Origin of the sequence: Lysobacter capsici (assembly GCF_014779555.2) — a bacterium.
GTDB classification, from domain to species: Bacteria; Pseudomonadota; Gammaproteobacteria; order Xanthomonadales; family Xanthomonadaceae; genus Lysobacter; species Lysobacter capsici.
Map to the genome: position 1 here is coordinate 5919460 of NZ_CP094357.1, position 15945 is coordinate 5935404.

Annotated in this window: 13 protein-coding genes and 1 pseudogene; 7 read left to right on the forward strand and 7 right to left on the reverse strand. The window is 63.1% G+C overall.

What is annotated here, in order from left to right; translation table 11 throughout:
- The first annotated feature begins 76 nt into the window (after positions 1-76).
- Together IEQ11_RS24340 and IEQ11_RS24345 are read left to right on the forward strand one after the other, a co-directional pair.
- A complete protein-coding gene (locus IEQ11_RS24340) occupies positions 77-970 on the forward strand; it encodes an AraC family transcriptional regulator (protein ID WP_191821470.1) in 894 nt (297 codons plus the stop codon).
- A gap of 770 nt (positions 971-1740) precedes the next feature.
- Positions 1741-3210, forward strand: coding sequence for a hypothetical protein (locus IEQ11_RS24345; RefSeq protein WP_191821471.1), 1470 nt, complete (start codon positions 1741-1743; stop codon positions 3208-3210).
- Between the two features lie 812 nt (positions 3211-4022).
- Here the strand turns inward: IEQ11_RS24345 and IEQ11_RS24350 are convergent.
- Complete coding sequence (locus tag IEQ11_RS24350; protein ID WP_191821472.1) at positions 4023-4679, reverse strand: TetR/AcrR family transcriptional regulator; 657 nt, start codon at positions 4677-4679, stop codon at positions 4023-4025.
- Between the two features lie 110 nt (positions 4680-4789).
- Between IEQ11_RS24350 and IEQ11_RS24355 the strand changes: the two genes are divergently transcribed.
- Positions 4790-5818, forward strand: coding sequence for an SDR family oxidoreductase (locus IEQ11_RS24355; RefSeq protein ID WP_191821473.1), 1029 nt, complete (start codon positions 4790-4792; stop codon positions 5816-5818).
- 758 nt (positions 5819-6576) lie between these two features.
- On the opposite strand, the gene IEQ11_RS24360 is transcribed toward IEQ11_RS24355, so the two are convergent.
- Entirely contained in the window at positions 6577-7458 is an 882-nt protein-coding gene (locus IEQ11_RS24360; protein ID WP_191821474.1) for a LysR family transcriptional regulator, read from the reverse strand.
- Positions 7459-7620: 162 nt separating this feature from the next.
- Here IEQ11_RS24360 and IEQ11_RS24365 point away from each other — a divergent pair, with 162 nt between their 5' ends.
- Complete coding sequence (locus IEQ11_RS24365) at positions 7621-7995, forward strand: nuclear transport factor 2 family protein (protein WP_191821475.1); 375 nt, start codon at positions 7621-7623, stop codon at positions 7993-7995.
- A gap of 323 nt (positions 7996-8318) precedes the next feature.
- Here IEQ11_RS24365 and IEQ11_RS24370 read toward each other — a convergent pair whose 3' ends face one another.
- The 3 genes from IEQ11_RS24370 to IEQ11_RS24380 form a co-directional block, all read right to left on the reverse strand.
- The gene (locus IEQ11_RS24370; protein ID WP_425494695.1) at positions 8319-9242 is read right to left on the reverse strand and encodes an alpha/beta fold hydrolase; all 924 of its coding nucleotides are present in this window, start codon (positions 9240-9242) and stop codon (positions 8319-8321) included.
- A gap of 77 nt (positions 9243-9319) precedes the next feature.
- Positions 9320-10879 carry a 2Fe-2S iron-sulfur cluster-binding protein gene (locus IEQ11_RS24375; protein ID WP_191821477.1) on the reverse strand — a complete coding sequence of 520 codons (1560 nt, stop codon included), beginning with the start codon at positions 10877-10879 and terminating at the stop codon, positions 9320-9322.
- A 61-nt stretch (positions 10880-10940) separates the two neighbouring features.
- Positions 10941-11486 (reverse strand): carboxymuconolactone decarboxylase family protein, encoded by a 546-nt coding sequence (locus tag IEQ11_RS24380; protein WP_096417363.1) that lies wholly within the window; start codon positions 11484-11486, stop codon positions 10941-10943.
- Positions 11487-11616: 130 nt separating this feature from the next.
- On the opposite strand from IEQ11_RS24380, the gene IEQ11_RS24385 reads away from it, so the two are divergent.
- Entirely contained in the window at positions 11617-12516 is a 900-nt protein-coding gene (locus tag IEQ11_RS24385; protein ID WP_191821478.1) for a LysR family transcriptional regulator, read from the forward strand.
- Positions 12517-12674: 158 nt separating this feature from the next.
- A pseudogene (locus tag IEQ11_RS24390) lies at positions 12675-12794 on the forward strand (IS3 family transposase); the annotation flags it as partial.
- A 150-nt stretch (positions 12795-12944) separates the two neighbouring features.
- Here the strand turns inward: IEQ11_RS24390 and IEQ11_RS24395 are convergent.
- On the reverse strand, positions 12945-13529 hold the full coding sequence (locus tag IEQ11_RS24395) for a hypothetical protein (RefSeq protein WP_191821479.1): 585 nt from the start codon (positions 13527-13529) through the stop codon (positions 12945-12947).
- Between the two features lie 43 nt (positions 13530-13572).
- The gene (locus IEQ11_RS24400; RefSeq protein ID WP_036105213.1) at positions 13573-13836 is read right to left on the reverse strand and encodes an acyl carrier protein; all 264 of its coding nucleotides are present in this window, start codon (positions 13834-13836) and stop codon (positions 13573-13575) included.
- 23 nt (positions 13837-13859) lie between these two features.
- On the opposite strand from IEQ11_RS24400, the gene IEQ11_RS24405 reads away from it, so the two are divergent.
- Positions 13860-15944 (forward strand): ATP-binding protein, encoded by a 2085-nt coding sequence (locus IEQ11_RS24405; protein WP_191821480.1) that lies wholly within the window; start codon positions 13860-13862, stop codon positions 15942-15944.
- Position 15945: the final 1 nt, after the last annotated feature.

Below are 15945 nucleotides of genomic sequence, written 5' to 3' on the forward strand. Positions count from 1 at the left end.
TGACTGCGTCCGCTGGCTCTTGCCTGATCCTCCGTTCACGGTTGCGTCCCAGGCCGGCCCGGACTACCGTCCGCGCATGGATGAAACCCTGCTCACCGCCGTGCGTCGCCATGCTGAGTTTCATTCAGACGCGCACGGCGTCGCGGATACCCCAATCGCGGGACTGGCGACGATTCGCGCCACCCGGGTCAGCGAACTCCAATACGCCATCTCACGTCCGTTGATCGCGCTTGTCGTACAAGGCAGCAAGCGCGTGATGATGGGCCATCGCACGTTTGATTTCGGAGCCGGCGACTCGCTGCTCATTACCGCCGATGTGCCCACGGTGAGCCAGATCACCCGGGCCGACGTCAGCACACCGTACTACTCGCTGGTGTTCGAGCTGGACCCGGCGGTCATCGAAGCGCTCGCGCTTGAGATGGATATTGCACGCGAAGCGATCGGTGCTCCGGTTCGGGTGGAACCAACCGAAAACGAAGTCGCCAATGCCGCGCTGCGCCTGATGCGCCTGCTCGACCGTCCCGCGGCTGTTCCCGTTCTGAAAGCGCAGTTGGTGCGCGAGATGCACTTCTGGCTCATGACCGGCCGTCACGGCCCGGCGATCCGCAACTTGGGAATGACCGAGGGCACCGCCCATCGCGTGGCCCGGGCGGTGGCGATCATCCGATCCGATTATGCGCGCCCTCTGCGGATCGAACAGCTTGCCGAGGCCGCAGGCATGAGCCCATCCACGTTCCATCAGCACTTTCGCTCTATTACTACGTTGTCTCCCCTGCAGTTCCAAAAGCAACTGCGCTTGATCGAAGCGCGGCGAATGATGCTGTCGGATGGCGCTTCGGCCAGCAGTGCCGCTTACGCCGTTGGTTACGAAAGCGTTCCGCAATTCACTCGCGAATACGGCCGCATGTTCGGAGCTTCGCCGGTGCGCGATATCAAGATCGCTCAAGCCAAGGTCTACGCTTCCGCTTGAAGATAAATCCGCAGGTGCGTCGCTGGGGTTCGTATAAGTATGCTCGACTCGCGCGAATTACCTGTTGCCATGTGGAACGCGTCCTTCTTTCTCACAGCAGTGTCTTTGGGTGGGCTTGGCAGGGCCATGTTGCTCTGGCAGTTCCTGGACTTTTGTCCGACCGCCCAGTCGTCAACGACGTTCCGGTTACTGGTCGAGGGCAAACCGGCGTCGATCCGTCGGCTCACCGCCGACGGACCCGATCATCCGGCGCTACAACGCGCGGTACTCGGCCTTGCGAATAACGGGGCCACTTCAGTGCGGGAATCCAGATCTCAGGCGCATTGAAGGCAGTTGAGGCAAAAGCTTGAATAGAGTGGACTTTAACAAGCGAGTTCTTCGGCCGCTTCAATGGAAAACGATGTAACTGAGCCGAAGCCGCTTCGCGGCCCCTCGTCGGCACTGATGGCGTTGACCGTGGAATTTGGTGAGCCTAGAGCTTTAGAGTTCTAGCCAACCTCAGATTCGCACCAAGGGCTCCGTCGCCAACATGATCCCGTCACAGCATGTCGGAACGAGTCCGTGCATTTCGCGCGAATGGAATCAGGGCTGCAATCCGACGCTGCTCAATATGTAGATTCAAGATGTTTCTCGGAGTTGAATCCGGCGTTCAGCTCAGTGCTAGCGAAGGTGAGCGTTCTTTATCGATAACGATCACGGTCAGCGACTGCTGCGCGGGGTGAACTGAAGGGACGGCGAGCACGCGCCGCTTCGTCACCGGAGATATGCGGATGCACATCATGCTCATGACGCTGTTGAAGGCCGCTGCAATCGGGGTAGCCGTCGTACTGTGGCCGGGTTCCGCTCTTGCTCAAATGCAGGAGCTGGGCACGCTCGGGGGAAACGTTTGTACCGCGGAGAACACAAACGACAACGGAGCGGTGATTGGCACTTGTCGAGACATGGACGGCGACATCGTCGCGGCCTATTGGGCGCCAGGATCGGCTGCGCCTGTCCCTTTGCCGACCCTTGAAGCAGATGGTCCCTGCGATGTTTATGACATCAACAACGCCAATATCGCGGCCGGGAACTGTGAGTTCGGCGCCACGGGCGAGCGATTTCCTGTTCGCTGGAACACGACCCTGCCGGGCAGCGCCCCTCAGCGGCTCAATCCCAGCGGAGCGCAAGCCAAAGCGACCGCGTCGATTATCAACCACGCCGGCACGGTCGCAGGCGTAAGCATTGAGAGCAATGGCAGCTCTCACACCGTGATCTGGAAGCCAGGTCAAACCACAGCAACGACATTGCCCGAACTCGGCCTGCTTCCTCCGCTGTTGCCAACCAGCACCGAATGCCAGATAGCCGATATGAGCGACGGGGCCAGCCCGATCGTCGTGGGGTCCTGTCAGCTCCGCAATGGAGGCAGTGTCGCCGTCAAATGGAAGCCGGGATTGCTGGGCTATGGCGTTACGGAACTGCCGCGTCTGCCGGGCGGCTCAAATTGCGCGGCCGCGGCCGTCAATGGCGCGGAACAAGTCGCGGGAACCTGCGAAAACGCGGTGGGCGACATCGTGGCGGTTCGGTGGACATCGGCCGGCACCGGTCTGACGTGGCTCGATGATCTGGCTGCGACGGGCGTATCGCGTCAGCAATTGTCGGTCGTCGATATGAATGAAGCGGGCATCATTGTCGGAAATTACGTCACCGATAGCGGATTCGGACAAGCCTTCGTGTGGGCGCCAACGGGCAATCCGGAAACCGAGACCGGATTGGACGTCGGAAGCTTGGGCGGGTTCTGGACCAAGGCCATAGACATCGCGGACAACGGTTATGTAGTTGGCATCGCGCAAAACGGCAACGGCTTGGGCGAAGGATTTTTATGGACCCCGGTGTCTGAGATATCCGGTCTTGGCACGCTTGGTGGTTTTACCAGTGGTGTAGCTGCTCTGAGCGATAACGGGAATTGGTGGACGGGTGCGAGTCAGGTGGTCGCCGGATATCCGCACGCTTACCTTGATGGCGTTCAGAAGGGGGCAGCGCGGCAAATCGATAGGGCGATACTTTCGAGCGAGGGAGAGAGAGCGAAGAGCGCATCGGATGGAAACTACACAACGAGGTACGACAACGCCGATGTCGGCCAGATACTGAAGAGTGATCGGCTTTTTAGTAACTACTACAAATGCCTGATGGACGAGGGGCGCTGCACGCCAGATGGTCAGGAGCTGAAAAGGATTCAGCCCGGAGCGCTAGCGGATAATTAAGTTGGGGCATGGACGTATGCGCATGCGGCTCGTTTCGTCTCGCCAGGGCATGGGGTCGATGTGCAAACCGCATCTGCCGCTGCGAACCTAGACATATGGACTGACGCTAGCGCAATTCTGCGACCATGCCGCCCGCCTCAGTTTCCGCTAGGGAAGGGCCCGCGATTTCTGGCGGAACGGTGCAACGCGTGGGCCGTGGTCTGTCGAGGTAGGGCCGTTGTGGCGACGGCGTCGCGCGGCGCGCGCGGGGTGTGACACCGCGACGTTGCGACGAGGTGCCCTCGACGCAACAGACCATCATCTTCGCTGATCAATCAAGGTCAGGAGTGAAGACTGCCCGACTCGCCGCTCTTGCCGTTTTCAACGCCTAGCCACCGAGGATCGGAACGTCGATAGGTCTCCGTGCACGCGACTGATGTTCCCCTACGTGAAGAGACTGGTTTGAAGACGGTAGCCGTGGGCGCCCCCCCTACTTCGAAAAGTCTCTGCCGATAGCATCGGCAATAGAAAACCTCTTGTTTACGAGAGTTTCCGCGACACGCATTGGACCAAGGACCGCGCCACATCGGCCGAACATCGGCCGAACATCGGCCGAATTCTCGGCGAATTCTGTCTCTCCTACCCTCTTTTCGCCGACCGTTGGTTTTTTAGTCCAATGGTCGATTTCGTATTTTCCTTGTTTGCAAAGGCTTAGCGCTGGAGCGAATAGAGCGGTTTGATGGCATAGATGACCCGCCCAACGACGCTCAAACCGCTCGCCAGCCCGGCAACGGTCGCAGATGCGACTCCGCGCGACACCAGGCAAAGCCGGATCAATCGCGCTCGCGCCAGGCGGCCGACGCGCTGTCGAGCGGTTCGGCGTTCGCGATCAGCCCGCGCAGAAACAGCAAGATCAACCGTCCCGACGGATCGGGCCCGGCCCCCGCGCCTTGCAGCGCCAAGCCGTGAGCCAAGGCCATGAAGGCCGCGGCCAGCTTCTCGGGTTCGGCCGGCGGTCGGCGCCCGAGAGCGACGAACAACTTGCCGATCACGCCGCCGAGCCCGACCCGGTGCGTATCCCAGACACGCTGGTACTTATCGGCGAAGGTCGGGCTGCGCTTGGCGTGCAACTGCAGTTCGATCGACAGCACGCACCAGCTGACGTCGCGGTTAAGGGTGGCGGCCCAGGATTCGAGCTCGCCGAATATCCGCTCGGGCGTGCGCCCGCCGCCGTCCATGAGCTCGGAAAGTTGCGCGGCTTCGGCCTCCATATGACCTCGCAGCAACTCCAGCAGGACCTCCTCCTTGCTGGCGAAGTTCGAGTAGAAGGCGCCCTGTGAATAACCCGCCTGGTCGGCGATGTCGCGGATCGAGGTGCCTGCGTAACCGTTCGCGACGAACAACTGCCGCGCGGTTTCGATCAGGCGCGCGCGGGTCTGCGCTTGGCTTTCCTCGCGGCTGAGCCGCTTCTTGGGCGTGGGTTCGCTCATGGCGGCAAAGATCACACGAACTGCCGATCACCTGCAACTCAGATATCGCTTGACATCCAAAATTACTCCAGGCAGATTAAATTTCAATCGAATTTTGAATTTCACTTGCCATGCAAAGTGCTCCCCAACTGAAGTCCGCGTTCGTCACCGGCGCGACCGGCCTGCTCGGCAACAACCTCGTGCGCGAGCTGGTCCGGCAGGGCGTCCAGGTCAAGGCACTGGTCCGCTCCCTGGCCAAGGGCGAGCAACAATTCGCCGGATTGGCGGGGGTCGAACTCGTCCTGGGCGACATGGCCGATGTACCCGCCTTCGCCGCCGCACTGCACAGCTGCGATGTCGTGTTCCACACGGCGGCCTTCTTTCGCGACAACTACAAGGGCGGCAGCCACTGGAAGCAGCTCAAGCGCATCAACGTGGAGGGGACCGAATCGCTGATCGAACGCGCTTACGCCGCCGGCGTGCGCCGCTTCGTCCAGACCTCGTCGATCGGCGTGCTCAATGGCGCGCCGGGCACGCCGATCGACGAAACCTGCCTGCGCGAGTTGGGCGATGCCGACGACTACTACCGCAGCAAGATATTGGCCGACCAAGCCGTGTTGCGCTTCTTGGCGCTGCACCCGGACATGCATGCGAGCCTGGTGCTGCCCGGCTGGATGTGGGGGCCGGCCGACATCGGCCCCACCTCCTCGGGCCAATTCGTCAACGATGTGGCGCTGGGCAAATTGCCCGGGCTGGTGCCCGGCAGTTTTTCGGTGGTCGATGCGCGCGACGTGGCACAGGCCCATATCGCGGCGGCGATGCGCGGCAGGCGCGCCGAACGGTATCTGGCCGCCGGCCGGCACATGACGATGCGGGAACTCGTTCCCGTGCTGGGCCGGATCGCCGGCGTCAAAACGCCGACGCGCGACTTGCCCCTGCCGCTGCTGTACGCCCTGGCGGCGGTGCAGGAAATCTATGCGCGCATCAGCGGCCGGCCCATCCTGCTCAGCCTCGCCACGGTGCGGTTGATGGTCAAGGAAGCCGGGCGCAGCCACTTCGATCACGCCAAGAGCGAACGCGAACTGGCCCTGACGTTCAGACCGCTCGAACAAACCGTGGCCGACACCGTCGCCTGGTATCGCAGCCACCGCTGGTTTTGACGCCCGGCTTCGATCCCGGTCGGTCCGTCGCCGCGTCTTCAGCTCTGTCCGCATTGTTTCCGCGGGCTCGTCGGGTACGAGGCTTTCGCAGCGGGCCACAGACCCCGCTCCGCTGTCGCGTTGGAGGCCTGGATCGCCGCTGGCACTGCGCGCGCGCAGGCCGGCTGCCCGCCTGAAATGATCGATCCCCTATCAAGGCACCAACACGCAATCCTGCGAACCAGTTCCAGGCTCAGGCCGGCAAACCACACCGACCAGACCAAAGTGGGCGTCACGCTGGGGAGCAATTGCTCAAGACAAAAACAGCGGCGTACTCGGCGCGGTAGCAAATCGTGAGAACAAACGAACGGCGCAAAAAGGATGCAATCGTTGAACGCACCTCTCGTGATGGAGTCAACTGCAAAGTTGAGCTTGCGTACACCAACCACTGCCTCGTAACGATTCAGTGCGGCTCGGCGATAAACAATTCTCGGGCGTCATTGATCGCTGGCTATGTCGTCGGCTCTCGCTCTCCACATGATGCCCACGTCGGGACGATGCTTTGAGCGGGCAATCCGCAAGCGCCGTACGACTGGCAACAAACCGAGCCCCGTCCGCGCCAGGAATTTCTCGACAAGATTTCGGCGATTCGTGGCTTGGTAAAGACCAGAAGCCAACCCCATGGATGGCGACACGCCGATGTTTGGCGTGAGCTGCATGACCCGGCTCGCCGAGGTGGTTGAGCGAGGGCTTCGGCCTGGCACTGCCGCGGAGCGGACTCAGGGTAAGCGGAGGGCGCGGATCAGTGCGGAAAGCGCGGCTGATTGATGGCGACGATCTGGATAGTAAATAAAGAAGCCGGGAAAGGATGGCGACCAATCTTCCAGCACCCGGATGAGCTTGCCTTGCTCGATGTAACCCGACACCTGCTCTTCATAGGCCAGCGCGATGCCCAAACCGGCCAGCGCGCCATTGATCGCCAGGCTCGTGTCATCGACGACGAGCGACCCGGTGACGGTGGTCGCCACGCAGGCGCCATCCTTCTCGAATTCCCATCGGTACGGTCCGCCTGGAAGGCGCAGCCCAATGCAGTTGTGAGCGCTCAATTCGCGCGGATTCAAAGGAGGGCTCCGCGTCGCGAAATATCCCGGTGACGCGACCGCGGCGAGTCGCAGCTCCTGGGTCACACGCATCGCAATCATGTCCTTCTGAATGAATTCCTCCAGCTGGATGCCGGCGTCGAACCCACCTCCGACCAGATCCACCACGCCCGTACTGGTGGATACATCAAGCACCACCTCCGGATAGGCCGCGGCGAACGCCGGAAGTTTGGGCAGCAACACCAAGACAGCGGCGGATTTCGATACGGCAATACGAAGCCGACCGGCGGGCCTGTCTCGAGCGATGCGAACCTCGTTGAGCGCGCGATCGATCTGTTCGAGCGCTGGCGACAGACTCATCAAAAGCGCCGCGCCCGCGGTGGTGGGCGTCACGCTCTTAGTCGTCCGGGCGAGGAGCTGCAGTTCCAGCCGACGCTCCAGGCCGCGGATCGTGTGGCTCAGCGCGGACTGTGTGACCCCAAGCCGCGCCGCGGCCCTGGTAAAGCTCCGCTCGGTGGCGACGATCGCAAACGCCGCGAGGTCATTCAATTCGCTCTTCATGAAGCTCGCTCATGAGTCTTATGCAGATATGTGCACTTTACTCATAAATAAGCGCGATCTAGCATCGATTCACGACGAACGAGGACAGGCCGCTCCAGTGCGGAAGCGCGACCTGCCGTGTTCTTGGCAGCCAACTGCGACACCATTGATTGGAATATATCCATGCAAGACGCCGAACATGCTTTGCGAGCCTTGGCTCAGGTCTATTTCGATGCCGCGTACGACATGGACGCGGAACAGTTCCAGGCGATATTTCACCCTCTCAGCGCGGTGACCAGAATCGGCGATCACGGCGAGGTCAGCGTGATGCCGATCGAGACGTGGCTGGCCGGGGTGCGCAATGCCACCGCGCCACGAGAACTGAAACTCGAGCGCAAGGACGAGGTCGTCGCGATCGATATTTCGGACGATCTCGCTTTGATAAAACTCAGGCTCCAGATGCCGCCGCGTTATTTCACGGACCTGCTGTCCTGCCTGAAGGTGCAGGGCACCTGGAAAATTGTTCAGAAGGTGATGTCGGTCGACGTCCGCCAGTAGATTCGCTTAGCGAAAGTAGCTCAGCCTCCCAAGCAAAGCAGCGGATGCTTGCATGCGGGAGCGCTGCTCACGACGCATGAGCCGCGGCGAGCGATCTGCAGCCGAAGACTGCGCCGAAAGGCTGCCGAACAACCACGGCCGCAAGGTGCCGATTCATGTCGAAACTCGGGCCAAGGAGTGTTTGAGAGTTTCGGTAATGCGGGATCCGCCGTTTGATTGCGCCGAGCCGCGAAGCGGCTTCGGCCTGGATGGCTCGTCGGGATGCCGTCTGGGCGCGAGACTTTGAAAGTCCACAGCCGCCCCCGCGAGCCGACTCGACAGGTTCAATCTGCGCGAGGCTTTACTGTGCGATCCATGAATTCGCCGATCTCGCCGGCGATAGGGACCAGATCCTCTTCCAGCGCGAAGTGGCCGGTATCGTAGAAGCGCAACCGCGCGTTCGGCAGGTCGCGCAGATAGGCCTGCGCACCGGCGGCGAGGAAGATCGGGTCGTTCTTGCCCCACACGATCAACGTCGGCGGCTGGTACTTACGGAAGTAGGCCTGCCAGGCCGGATAGCGGCCCGGGTTGGAGCCGTAGTCGCGCAGCAGCCGCAACTGGATCTCGCGCAGGCCCGGACGGTCGAGCAAGGCCTGATCGAGCAGCCAGTTCTCCGGCGCGATCGCCGCCGGGTCGCGCACGCCTTCGAGGTAGTGCCACTTGGTCGATTCCAGGCTCAGCAGTTTCTGCGCGATCAGCTCCGCGCGCTGCGCGGTCGGATCCTGCCAGTACGCGCGCAGCGGATCCCACAGCTTGCCCATGCCTTCCTCATAGGCGTTGCCGTTCTGCACGATCAACGATTCGATGCGCTCGGGATGCGCGGCAGCGAGACGGAAGCCGACCGGCGCGCCGTAGTCGAAGACGTACAGGCTGTAGCGCTCGACCTGGAGTTTTTCCAACAATCGGTCGACGGTGACGGCCAGGCGGTCGAAGCTGTAGTCGTAATCGGCCGGCGACGGCGCGGCGCTCGCGCCGAAGCCCGGATAGTCCGGCGCGATCACCCGGTAGCGGCCGGCCAGCATCGGCATCAGCCGGCGGAACATGTGCGAGGAGCTCGGCAGCCCGTGCAGCAGCACCAGCACCGGGGCGTTCTTGGGGCCGGCTTCGCGGTAGAAGACCTCCACGCCGTCGACCTGCACGGTGTGGTGGCTCGGGGCGTGCGATTGGGCCGACGGCGATGCGGCGGCGGCGGGGACGGAGGGCAGCATCAGCGAGGCGGCAAGGGCGGCAGTCAACAAGGTGCGCATGATCACAGGGATCCGAAAGTGAGGGAACAGGACGCAAGTCAGAGGTCGAGGACCAGATGCGGGGTTCGCGCCCGCGACACGCAGATGCACATCAAGTTCGAGCGCTCGCGTTCGGCGTCGGTCAGCACGGTGTCGCGGTGTTCGGCGACGCCGTCGAGCAGCTTGACCGCGCAGGTGCCGCAGTGGCCCGCGTTGCAGTCCGACGGCGCATCGACGCCGGCGAGGCGGATCGCTTCGAGCACGGTCTGGGTCGACGCGACCGAAACGCTGCGGCCGCTGCGCCGCAGTTCGATCTGGATCGGGCGGTCGTCGGCCGATGCGGTCGCGGAGAAACGCTCGAAGCGGACCCGGTCGGCGAGGCCGAGCTCCCGCGCCGCGGCGAGCACCGCGTCGATCATCCGCGTCGGGCCGCAGGCGTAGATCACGGCGTCGGCCGGAGCGTCGGCGAGCGCGCGGCGCAGGTCCAGGCGCTGGCCTTGTTCGGACGGATACAGCCGCAGCGCGTCGAAGCGTTCGCGCAAGGTCTCCACGAACGCCATTTCGCGAAGGCTGCGCCCGGCGTAGTGCAGGCGGAACTCGGCGCCGCGCGCGGCCAGCGCATGCGCCATTGCCTTGATCGGGGTGATGCCGATGCCGCCGGCGATCAGCACCGCCGGCCGGCCGTCGTCCTCGAGTTCGAAATGATTGCGCGGCGCCTCGCAACGCAGGCGCAGGCCCAGCTCGAACGCGGCGTGCAGCGCCTTGGAGCCGCCGCGGCCCGCGTCCTCGCGCAGCACCGCGATTTCGTAGACGTCGCGGCGGGCCGGATCGGAACAGATCGAGTAGTGGCGCAGCTCGATGCCGTTCGCGGTCGGCACCGGCACGCGCAGGTGCGCGCCCGGCGCGAACGCCGGCAAGTCGGCGCCTTGCCAGTCGCGCAGTTCGTAGACGCGCACCCGCGGCGTGGCCTGCCGCACCGCGCCGATCGTCAGTTCCAGCGCGCCTTCGCCCAGCACCTCGGGTTTGGCGGCGACGGTTTGCGATTGGCGCAGTTGCTCGCGCAGCGGCGCCAGCATCTGTTCGACTTCGGTTTCGGTGTAGCGCGGGGTGATGTGCTGCGGGCAGTTCCAGTCGCAGGCTTCCACCTCGATCACCACCCCGCGCTCGACCCGCGCGCGATAGGACGGCATTTCCAGGCGCGCGATCAGTTCGGGGTTTTCGTCTTCGTGGACGACGCGGGCGCGGCCCCAGATCTTCAGCCGGCGGCGGTTGCGATAGTCCATCAGGATGATCGAGATGCGCTCGTTCGCGGCCAGGTTGCCAACACTGAGGTACTGCCGGTTGCCGCGAAAATCCGCGTAGCCCAGGGTCTTGCTGTCGATCACGCGCAGGAATCCGGCGGGGCCGCCGCGGTGCTGCACGTAGGGCCAGCCTTCCTCGCCGACGGTGGCCTGATAGAACGAATCGCGCTCGCCGATGAACTCGGCCTCGCGTTCGCCGATCTCGTCGCGCGTGTCGTCGCTGAGCTCGAACGCGCGGTTGGCCTCGCGCGCGCCGTAGCGCTCCTGCACCTGCTGGACGCTGGGGGTGAAGCTGATGCGGGCGAAGGCGCGAGGCATGGAACGCTCCGGTAAAACCCGGGCGCCGGCGGGTCCGGCGCCCGTTGCGGGTGGAAGGGAATCAGGCGGCCGCGGCCAGCGAGACCTTGGGGAAGTCGATCTCGACTCGGCTGGCCTTGCCGAGGATGTTGGTCAGCAGGTTCATGCCCACGTGGGTGATGATCTCGACGATTTCGGCGTCGCCGAAGCCGGCGTCGCGCGCTTCCAGAATTTCGGCGCTGGTGACTTCGCCGTGGTGCTCGACCAGCGAGCGGGCCAGCTTGACCGCGACCGCGGCCTTGGCGTCGCGGCTGGTGCCGTCGCGGTTGGCCTGGATCTCGCCGGCCTCGAGGCCGGCCTTCTGGCCCAGCTGGGTGTGCGCCGACAGGCAGTACTCGCACGAGTTCTGCTGCGCCAGCGCCAGGGCGATGCGCTCGCGGGTCTGCGGATCGAGCGCGCCCTCGCCGGCGATGCCGTACAGGCCGAGAAAGGCGCGCAACGCGGCCGGCGAGTTGGCGAAGACCTTGAGGAAGTTCGGCACCACGCCGAGCTGGGACTGGATCGCGCTCAGCAGTTCGCGCTGCTGGGCGTCGGCGGTTTCGGGTTGGACGACGGCGATGCGGCTCATGGGGGACTCCGTTCGGTTCGAGGCGGGGAAAGGCGCCGGGCTTCGGCGTGGCGTCACTGTCCCCCATTTCTTCTGGCGCAGGAATCAGCGCTGGATTAAATTCAATATTCCACTAATAGGAATAATCGACATGGACCGGTTCCACCTGATGTCGGTGTTCGTGACCGTGGCCGAGGAAGAAAGCTTCGCCGCCGCGGCGCGCAAGCTCGGCCTGTCGGCGCCGGCGGTGACGCGCGCGGTGGCGGCGCTGGAGGAGCGGCTGGCGATCAAGCTGCTCGACCGCACCACCCGCTTCGTCCGCGCCACCGAGGCCGGGCGGCGTTACCTCGACGATGCGCGCCGGATCCTGCAGGAGGTGGACGAGGTCGAAGAAGCGGCGGCCGGCGTCAACGCCGCGCCGCGCGGGCAACTGGCGGTGACCGCGCCGGTCCAGTTCGGCCGCATGTTCGTGCTGCCGGTGGTGGTGGACTACCTGCGCCGCTATCCGGGCGCTCAGGTGTCGGCGCTGTTCCTCGACCGCGTGGTCAACATGCTGGAAGAAGGCATAGACGTGGGCGTGCGCATCGGCGAGTTGCCCGACTCGAGCCTGCAGGCGATCCGGGTGGCGACGGTACGGCGGGTGCTGTGCGCCTCGCCGGAGTACTTGCGCGCGCGCGGCGAACCGCGCGCGCCGGCCGACCTGGCCGGGCACGACATCGTCTCGGCGCTGGGGATCAGCCCGACCATCGAATGGAAGTTCGGCCACGGCAGGACGGCGCAGGCCCAGCGCATCGAACCGCGGCTGGCGACGAGCTCCAACGACTCGGCGATCGAGGCCGCGGCGAGCGGATTCGGCATCGCGCGCCTGCTGTCGTATCAGATCGCTCCGCATCTGGCCGCGGGCAAATTGAAAATCGTGCTGAGCGAATACGAGCCGGCGCAGGTGCCGGTGCACGTGCTGCATCGCGAGGGGCGTTACGCATCGGCCAAGGTGCGCACCTTCGTCGATCTGACCGTGGCTACGCTACGGCGGGATGATGCGATGTACTGATCGGCTAGCCGCGGAAGATCGGGCAGTGCCCGCTGGGAGCCGCGGGTATTTGACAAGTGTCCAGGCCAACGGCGAAAGGGCCGGGGAAAAGGCTTGTTCGTGGGGCGCGCTGACGCAAGTTGGCTGCGAGAGATTGGTGGAGCGTGAGCCTCCACGCAGATGCACGAGGCGATGTGTTCGACTGCATCGAGTTGTTCTACAACCCCAAGCGTCGGCACAGTTACAACGACGGCCTGTCGCCGATAGCGTTTGAAAAGCGGTACGCACTACACGGCTGACTATGGTCTACAGAAAACTCGGCGATTCAATCATCGGCGACGGAAACCCCCTTATCTTCGAAGGTTTCCGCGACAGGCACTGGACCAAAAAACCGGCTTGATTGCGTAGACGCCCCCTCAAAACCGGCAGCCAACCGGCGAGCCGGACGATTACTCGCCGCCGATTCGCTCAATGACGGCCTCGGACGCGACGCACTTCAGCCGATACGAGGCGCCTGCCTCAAAAACGGCGGTTGTCGTGGGCGGCCCATCCATCGTCAGGTGATCCGGACAGGTGTAGCCGATCCGGCGCCAGCCGGCCTTCACGTAGATGGCCGAGGAGGTCGTCGGAATGTCGAGTCCACCGACCGACTGGAATGTGCCGGGTATCGAATCCTTGCCCGTTCGGGCGTCGGCGAACTCCAGCGAGGCGTAGCCGGGAGAGGGAGCGTCGGCAACCAGGCTTGAGCAGCCTGTGGTCGCGAGCAAGCCGATGGCCACCGCGCAAATCCATTTCACGTTGCACTGCTCCTTCTGGCATTCGATCAGCTTCGGACGAATCGGCCCTGGCGGCTGCACTGTGAGCGGCGCTTTTAAGCATTCGACGATCGTCCGGCGCCGCAAGCAGGCAAGGAACGTCGACCAGCGCTTGGCAGTGTGAAGCCCGTCAATGACGACGATTTTTTCTGGGCTAATGTGCCCAACGCGCATTACCGCCAAGGCCGTCAACTGTCGTAACTCTTCGGCCTTGTCCAAGCCGCTGTGTCGATAGCAGATGCGTCAGCCAGCCCGGCGCCGTTCAGCCGTTTGAATTCGCAACGATCAGATCGACTATATCGTTGAGCGACGGATTTTTAGGGAACTGCAATTCCTTAAACTCGATGCCAAACCGCTCCTCAACATCCATCATGAGATCGACCATTATTATCGAGTCGATGCCCAGTTCGCTTTGGGTCGTCGAAGCACTTACGCTTTCCGGTTTCAGGTCGAACTTTTCAACTATCATGCTCTTGAGCTTATCCAGCATCTCGTCCCGCAGCATAAAAAAGCCCCCGTCTTTCATTCAGTGGCAGCAAGGTTAAAGGGATGGATCAGGTAACGCCAGAGCAATTAAAAAAGAGTGTACAGGATCAGTCCTCGGTCAGGGTCAAACTCGGCGTGCCGGTGGCGCTCGCCACCATCGCCGTCAATTTATTCTCGCAATCCGCCGCCGAGGCTTCGTTTTCCGGAATCAGCGTACTTGCCGGTTATATATTTTACGCTCTGGCCACTTACGTCGTGGCGCGCCATCCGGGTCCTCTCTCGTGGCGTCACATCGCGATAGGGACCGCGGTACTCGACCCCGCCATTCTATCGGCGTGGCTTTATTTCGAAGGCGAGGCGGCGATCCTGATCGTAGGCTTTTACCTCTTCACCATACTCGGGTTCGGCTTTCGCATCGGCCCGAAGATAATGCGATTCTGCCAGGCCATCTCCATCGGCTGTTTCGGCCTGGTACTCATGGGCTCGCCGATCTGGAGAGATAATCTGTTCTTCGGATTGTCTCACCTGATCCTGCTGCTTATCGTTCCGATGTACGCCGGATCGCTGATGCGCGACTTGCGCGCGGCGAAGGCTTATGCCGAGCGCGAGAGCAAGGCCAAAACACAGCTGCTCGCCAATGTCAGCCATGAACTGCGCACCCCGCTCACGGGCATCGTATCGGCCGCGCAGCTATTGGACAGCGAGAGCAACACCCCTGAAGCCAATCGGTTGGCAGCCACCATACTCAAGCTGGCGTCTTCTCTCGACGCCGAGATCAGCCAACTCCTGGACTTGTCCAAACTCGGCATTCAACCTGCGGACGGCCCGCCGGTACCGTACGAGCTTGGTACCGTGATCCACACGATCGAAGTGGCGCTGACGGAAACCGCGGCAGCCAAAGGGGTCGAACTGAAGACGGAAATCTCCCCCGATATCGTTCGGCCCGTGCTGGGGCACCCTCATGAGCTGACGAGCATCCTCATGAATCTGGCGGGTAACGCCGTGAAGTTCACCCACACCGGCACGGTTACCATTCAAATCAACTTGAAGGCCGCCAACGAGCGCACTTACTCGCTCTCGTTCGTTGTCACCGACACCGGAATCGGCATCCCGCTGGAGCATCAGGAAAAGCTGTTCGAACCCTTCTACAGAATCGAGACCGGCGATCGCCGTCAGTATCGCGGAACCGGGCTGGGCACGACCATCGCGCGCGAACATGTGCGGCGGATGGGCGGTGAGCTGCTGGTGTCCAGCACCCCTGGCGAAGGCTCCACGTTCTGGTTCGAAATCGAACTGCCGATCGCCAGCTTGCCGGTCGTGCCGGTGGACAACCAGGCACCGCCCATCCTTGCCCCCAAGCGCATCCTCGTGGCGGACGACAACGCCCTGAATCTGGAACTGCTGCAGCAAATGCTGGCGCGGGACGGTCACCTGGTAACCGCCGCCCACAACGGCAACGATGCGTTGAGCCAACTGGCGCTGGAGGATTTCGATGTCGTCATGCTCGATTTCAACATGGACGACCTGGACGGCCTTTCGGTCTTTCAGACCTACGCGATGGGCCGCCTGCATCCCGCGCCGACGTTCTTCGTCACCGCCGACACCTCGAGTTCGACCGCCGCGAAATTGAGCAAGGCGGGTGCGGCGGGCGTCGTATACAAGCCGCTGACATTCGACAAGCTACGCGGCGCGATCGCCTCGGTGTTTCCGAACGAGACGCCGACCGCACGCCCCGACGTCGCCGATCGCGACGGGGCGCGACTGAGCGTCGTCCCCGTCGAGCACATCGATCCGGCGATCCTCGATCTGCTGCGCGAAATCAAGGACCAACCGGAGTTCCTGCACAAGATCATCGGCGACGGCATCGCCGACCTGCGCGATCTTCTGAGCCAACTATCCGACGCCATCACCCATCGCGATCTCCATCTGGTCCATCACCGCGCTCACGCCATGCGCGGTGTCGCGCTCAACATCGGAGCGGTCAGACTAGGCGCTCAATGCGAGCGCCTGATGGACATCCCCCTGGATCAACTCAGCGCATCCAGCGAACGCCTCAATGACGATTTGGTGTCCACGTGGAAGGAGGCGCTGCAAGCACTTGAAGAACTTCGCGCCCCCTTCGCCGGCCCCGCCCAGCCACCGGCCTGAT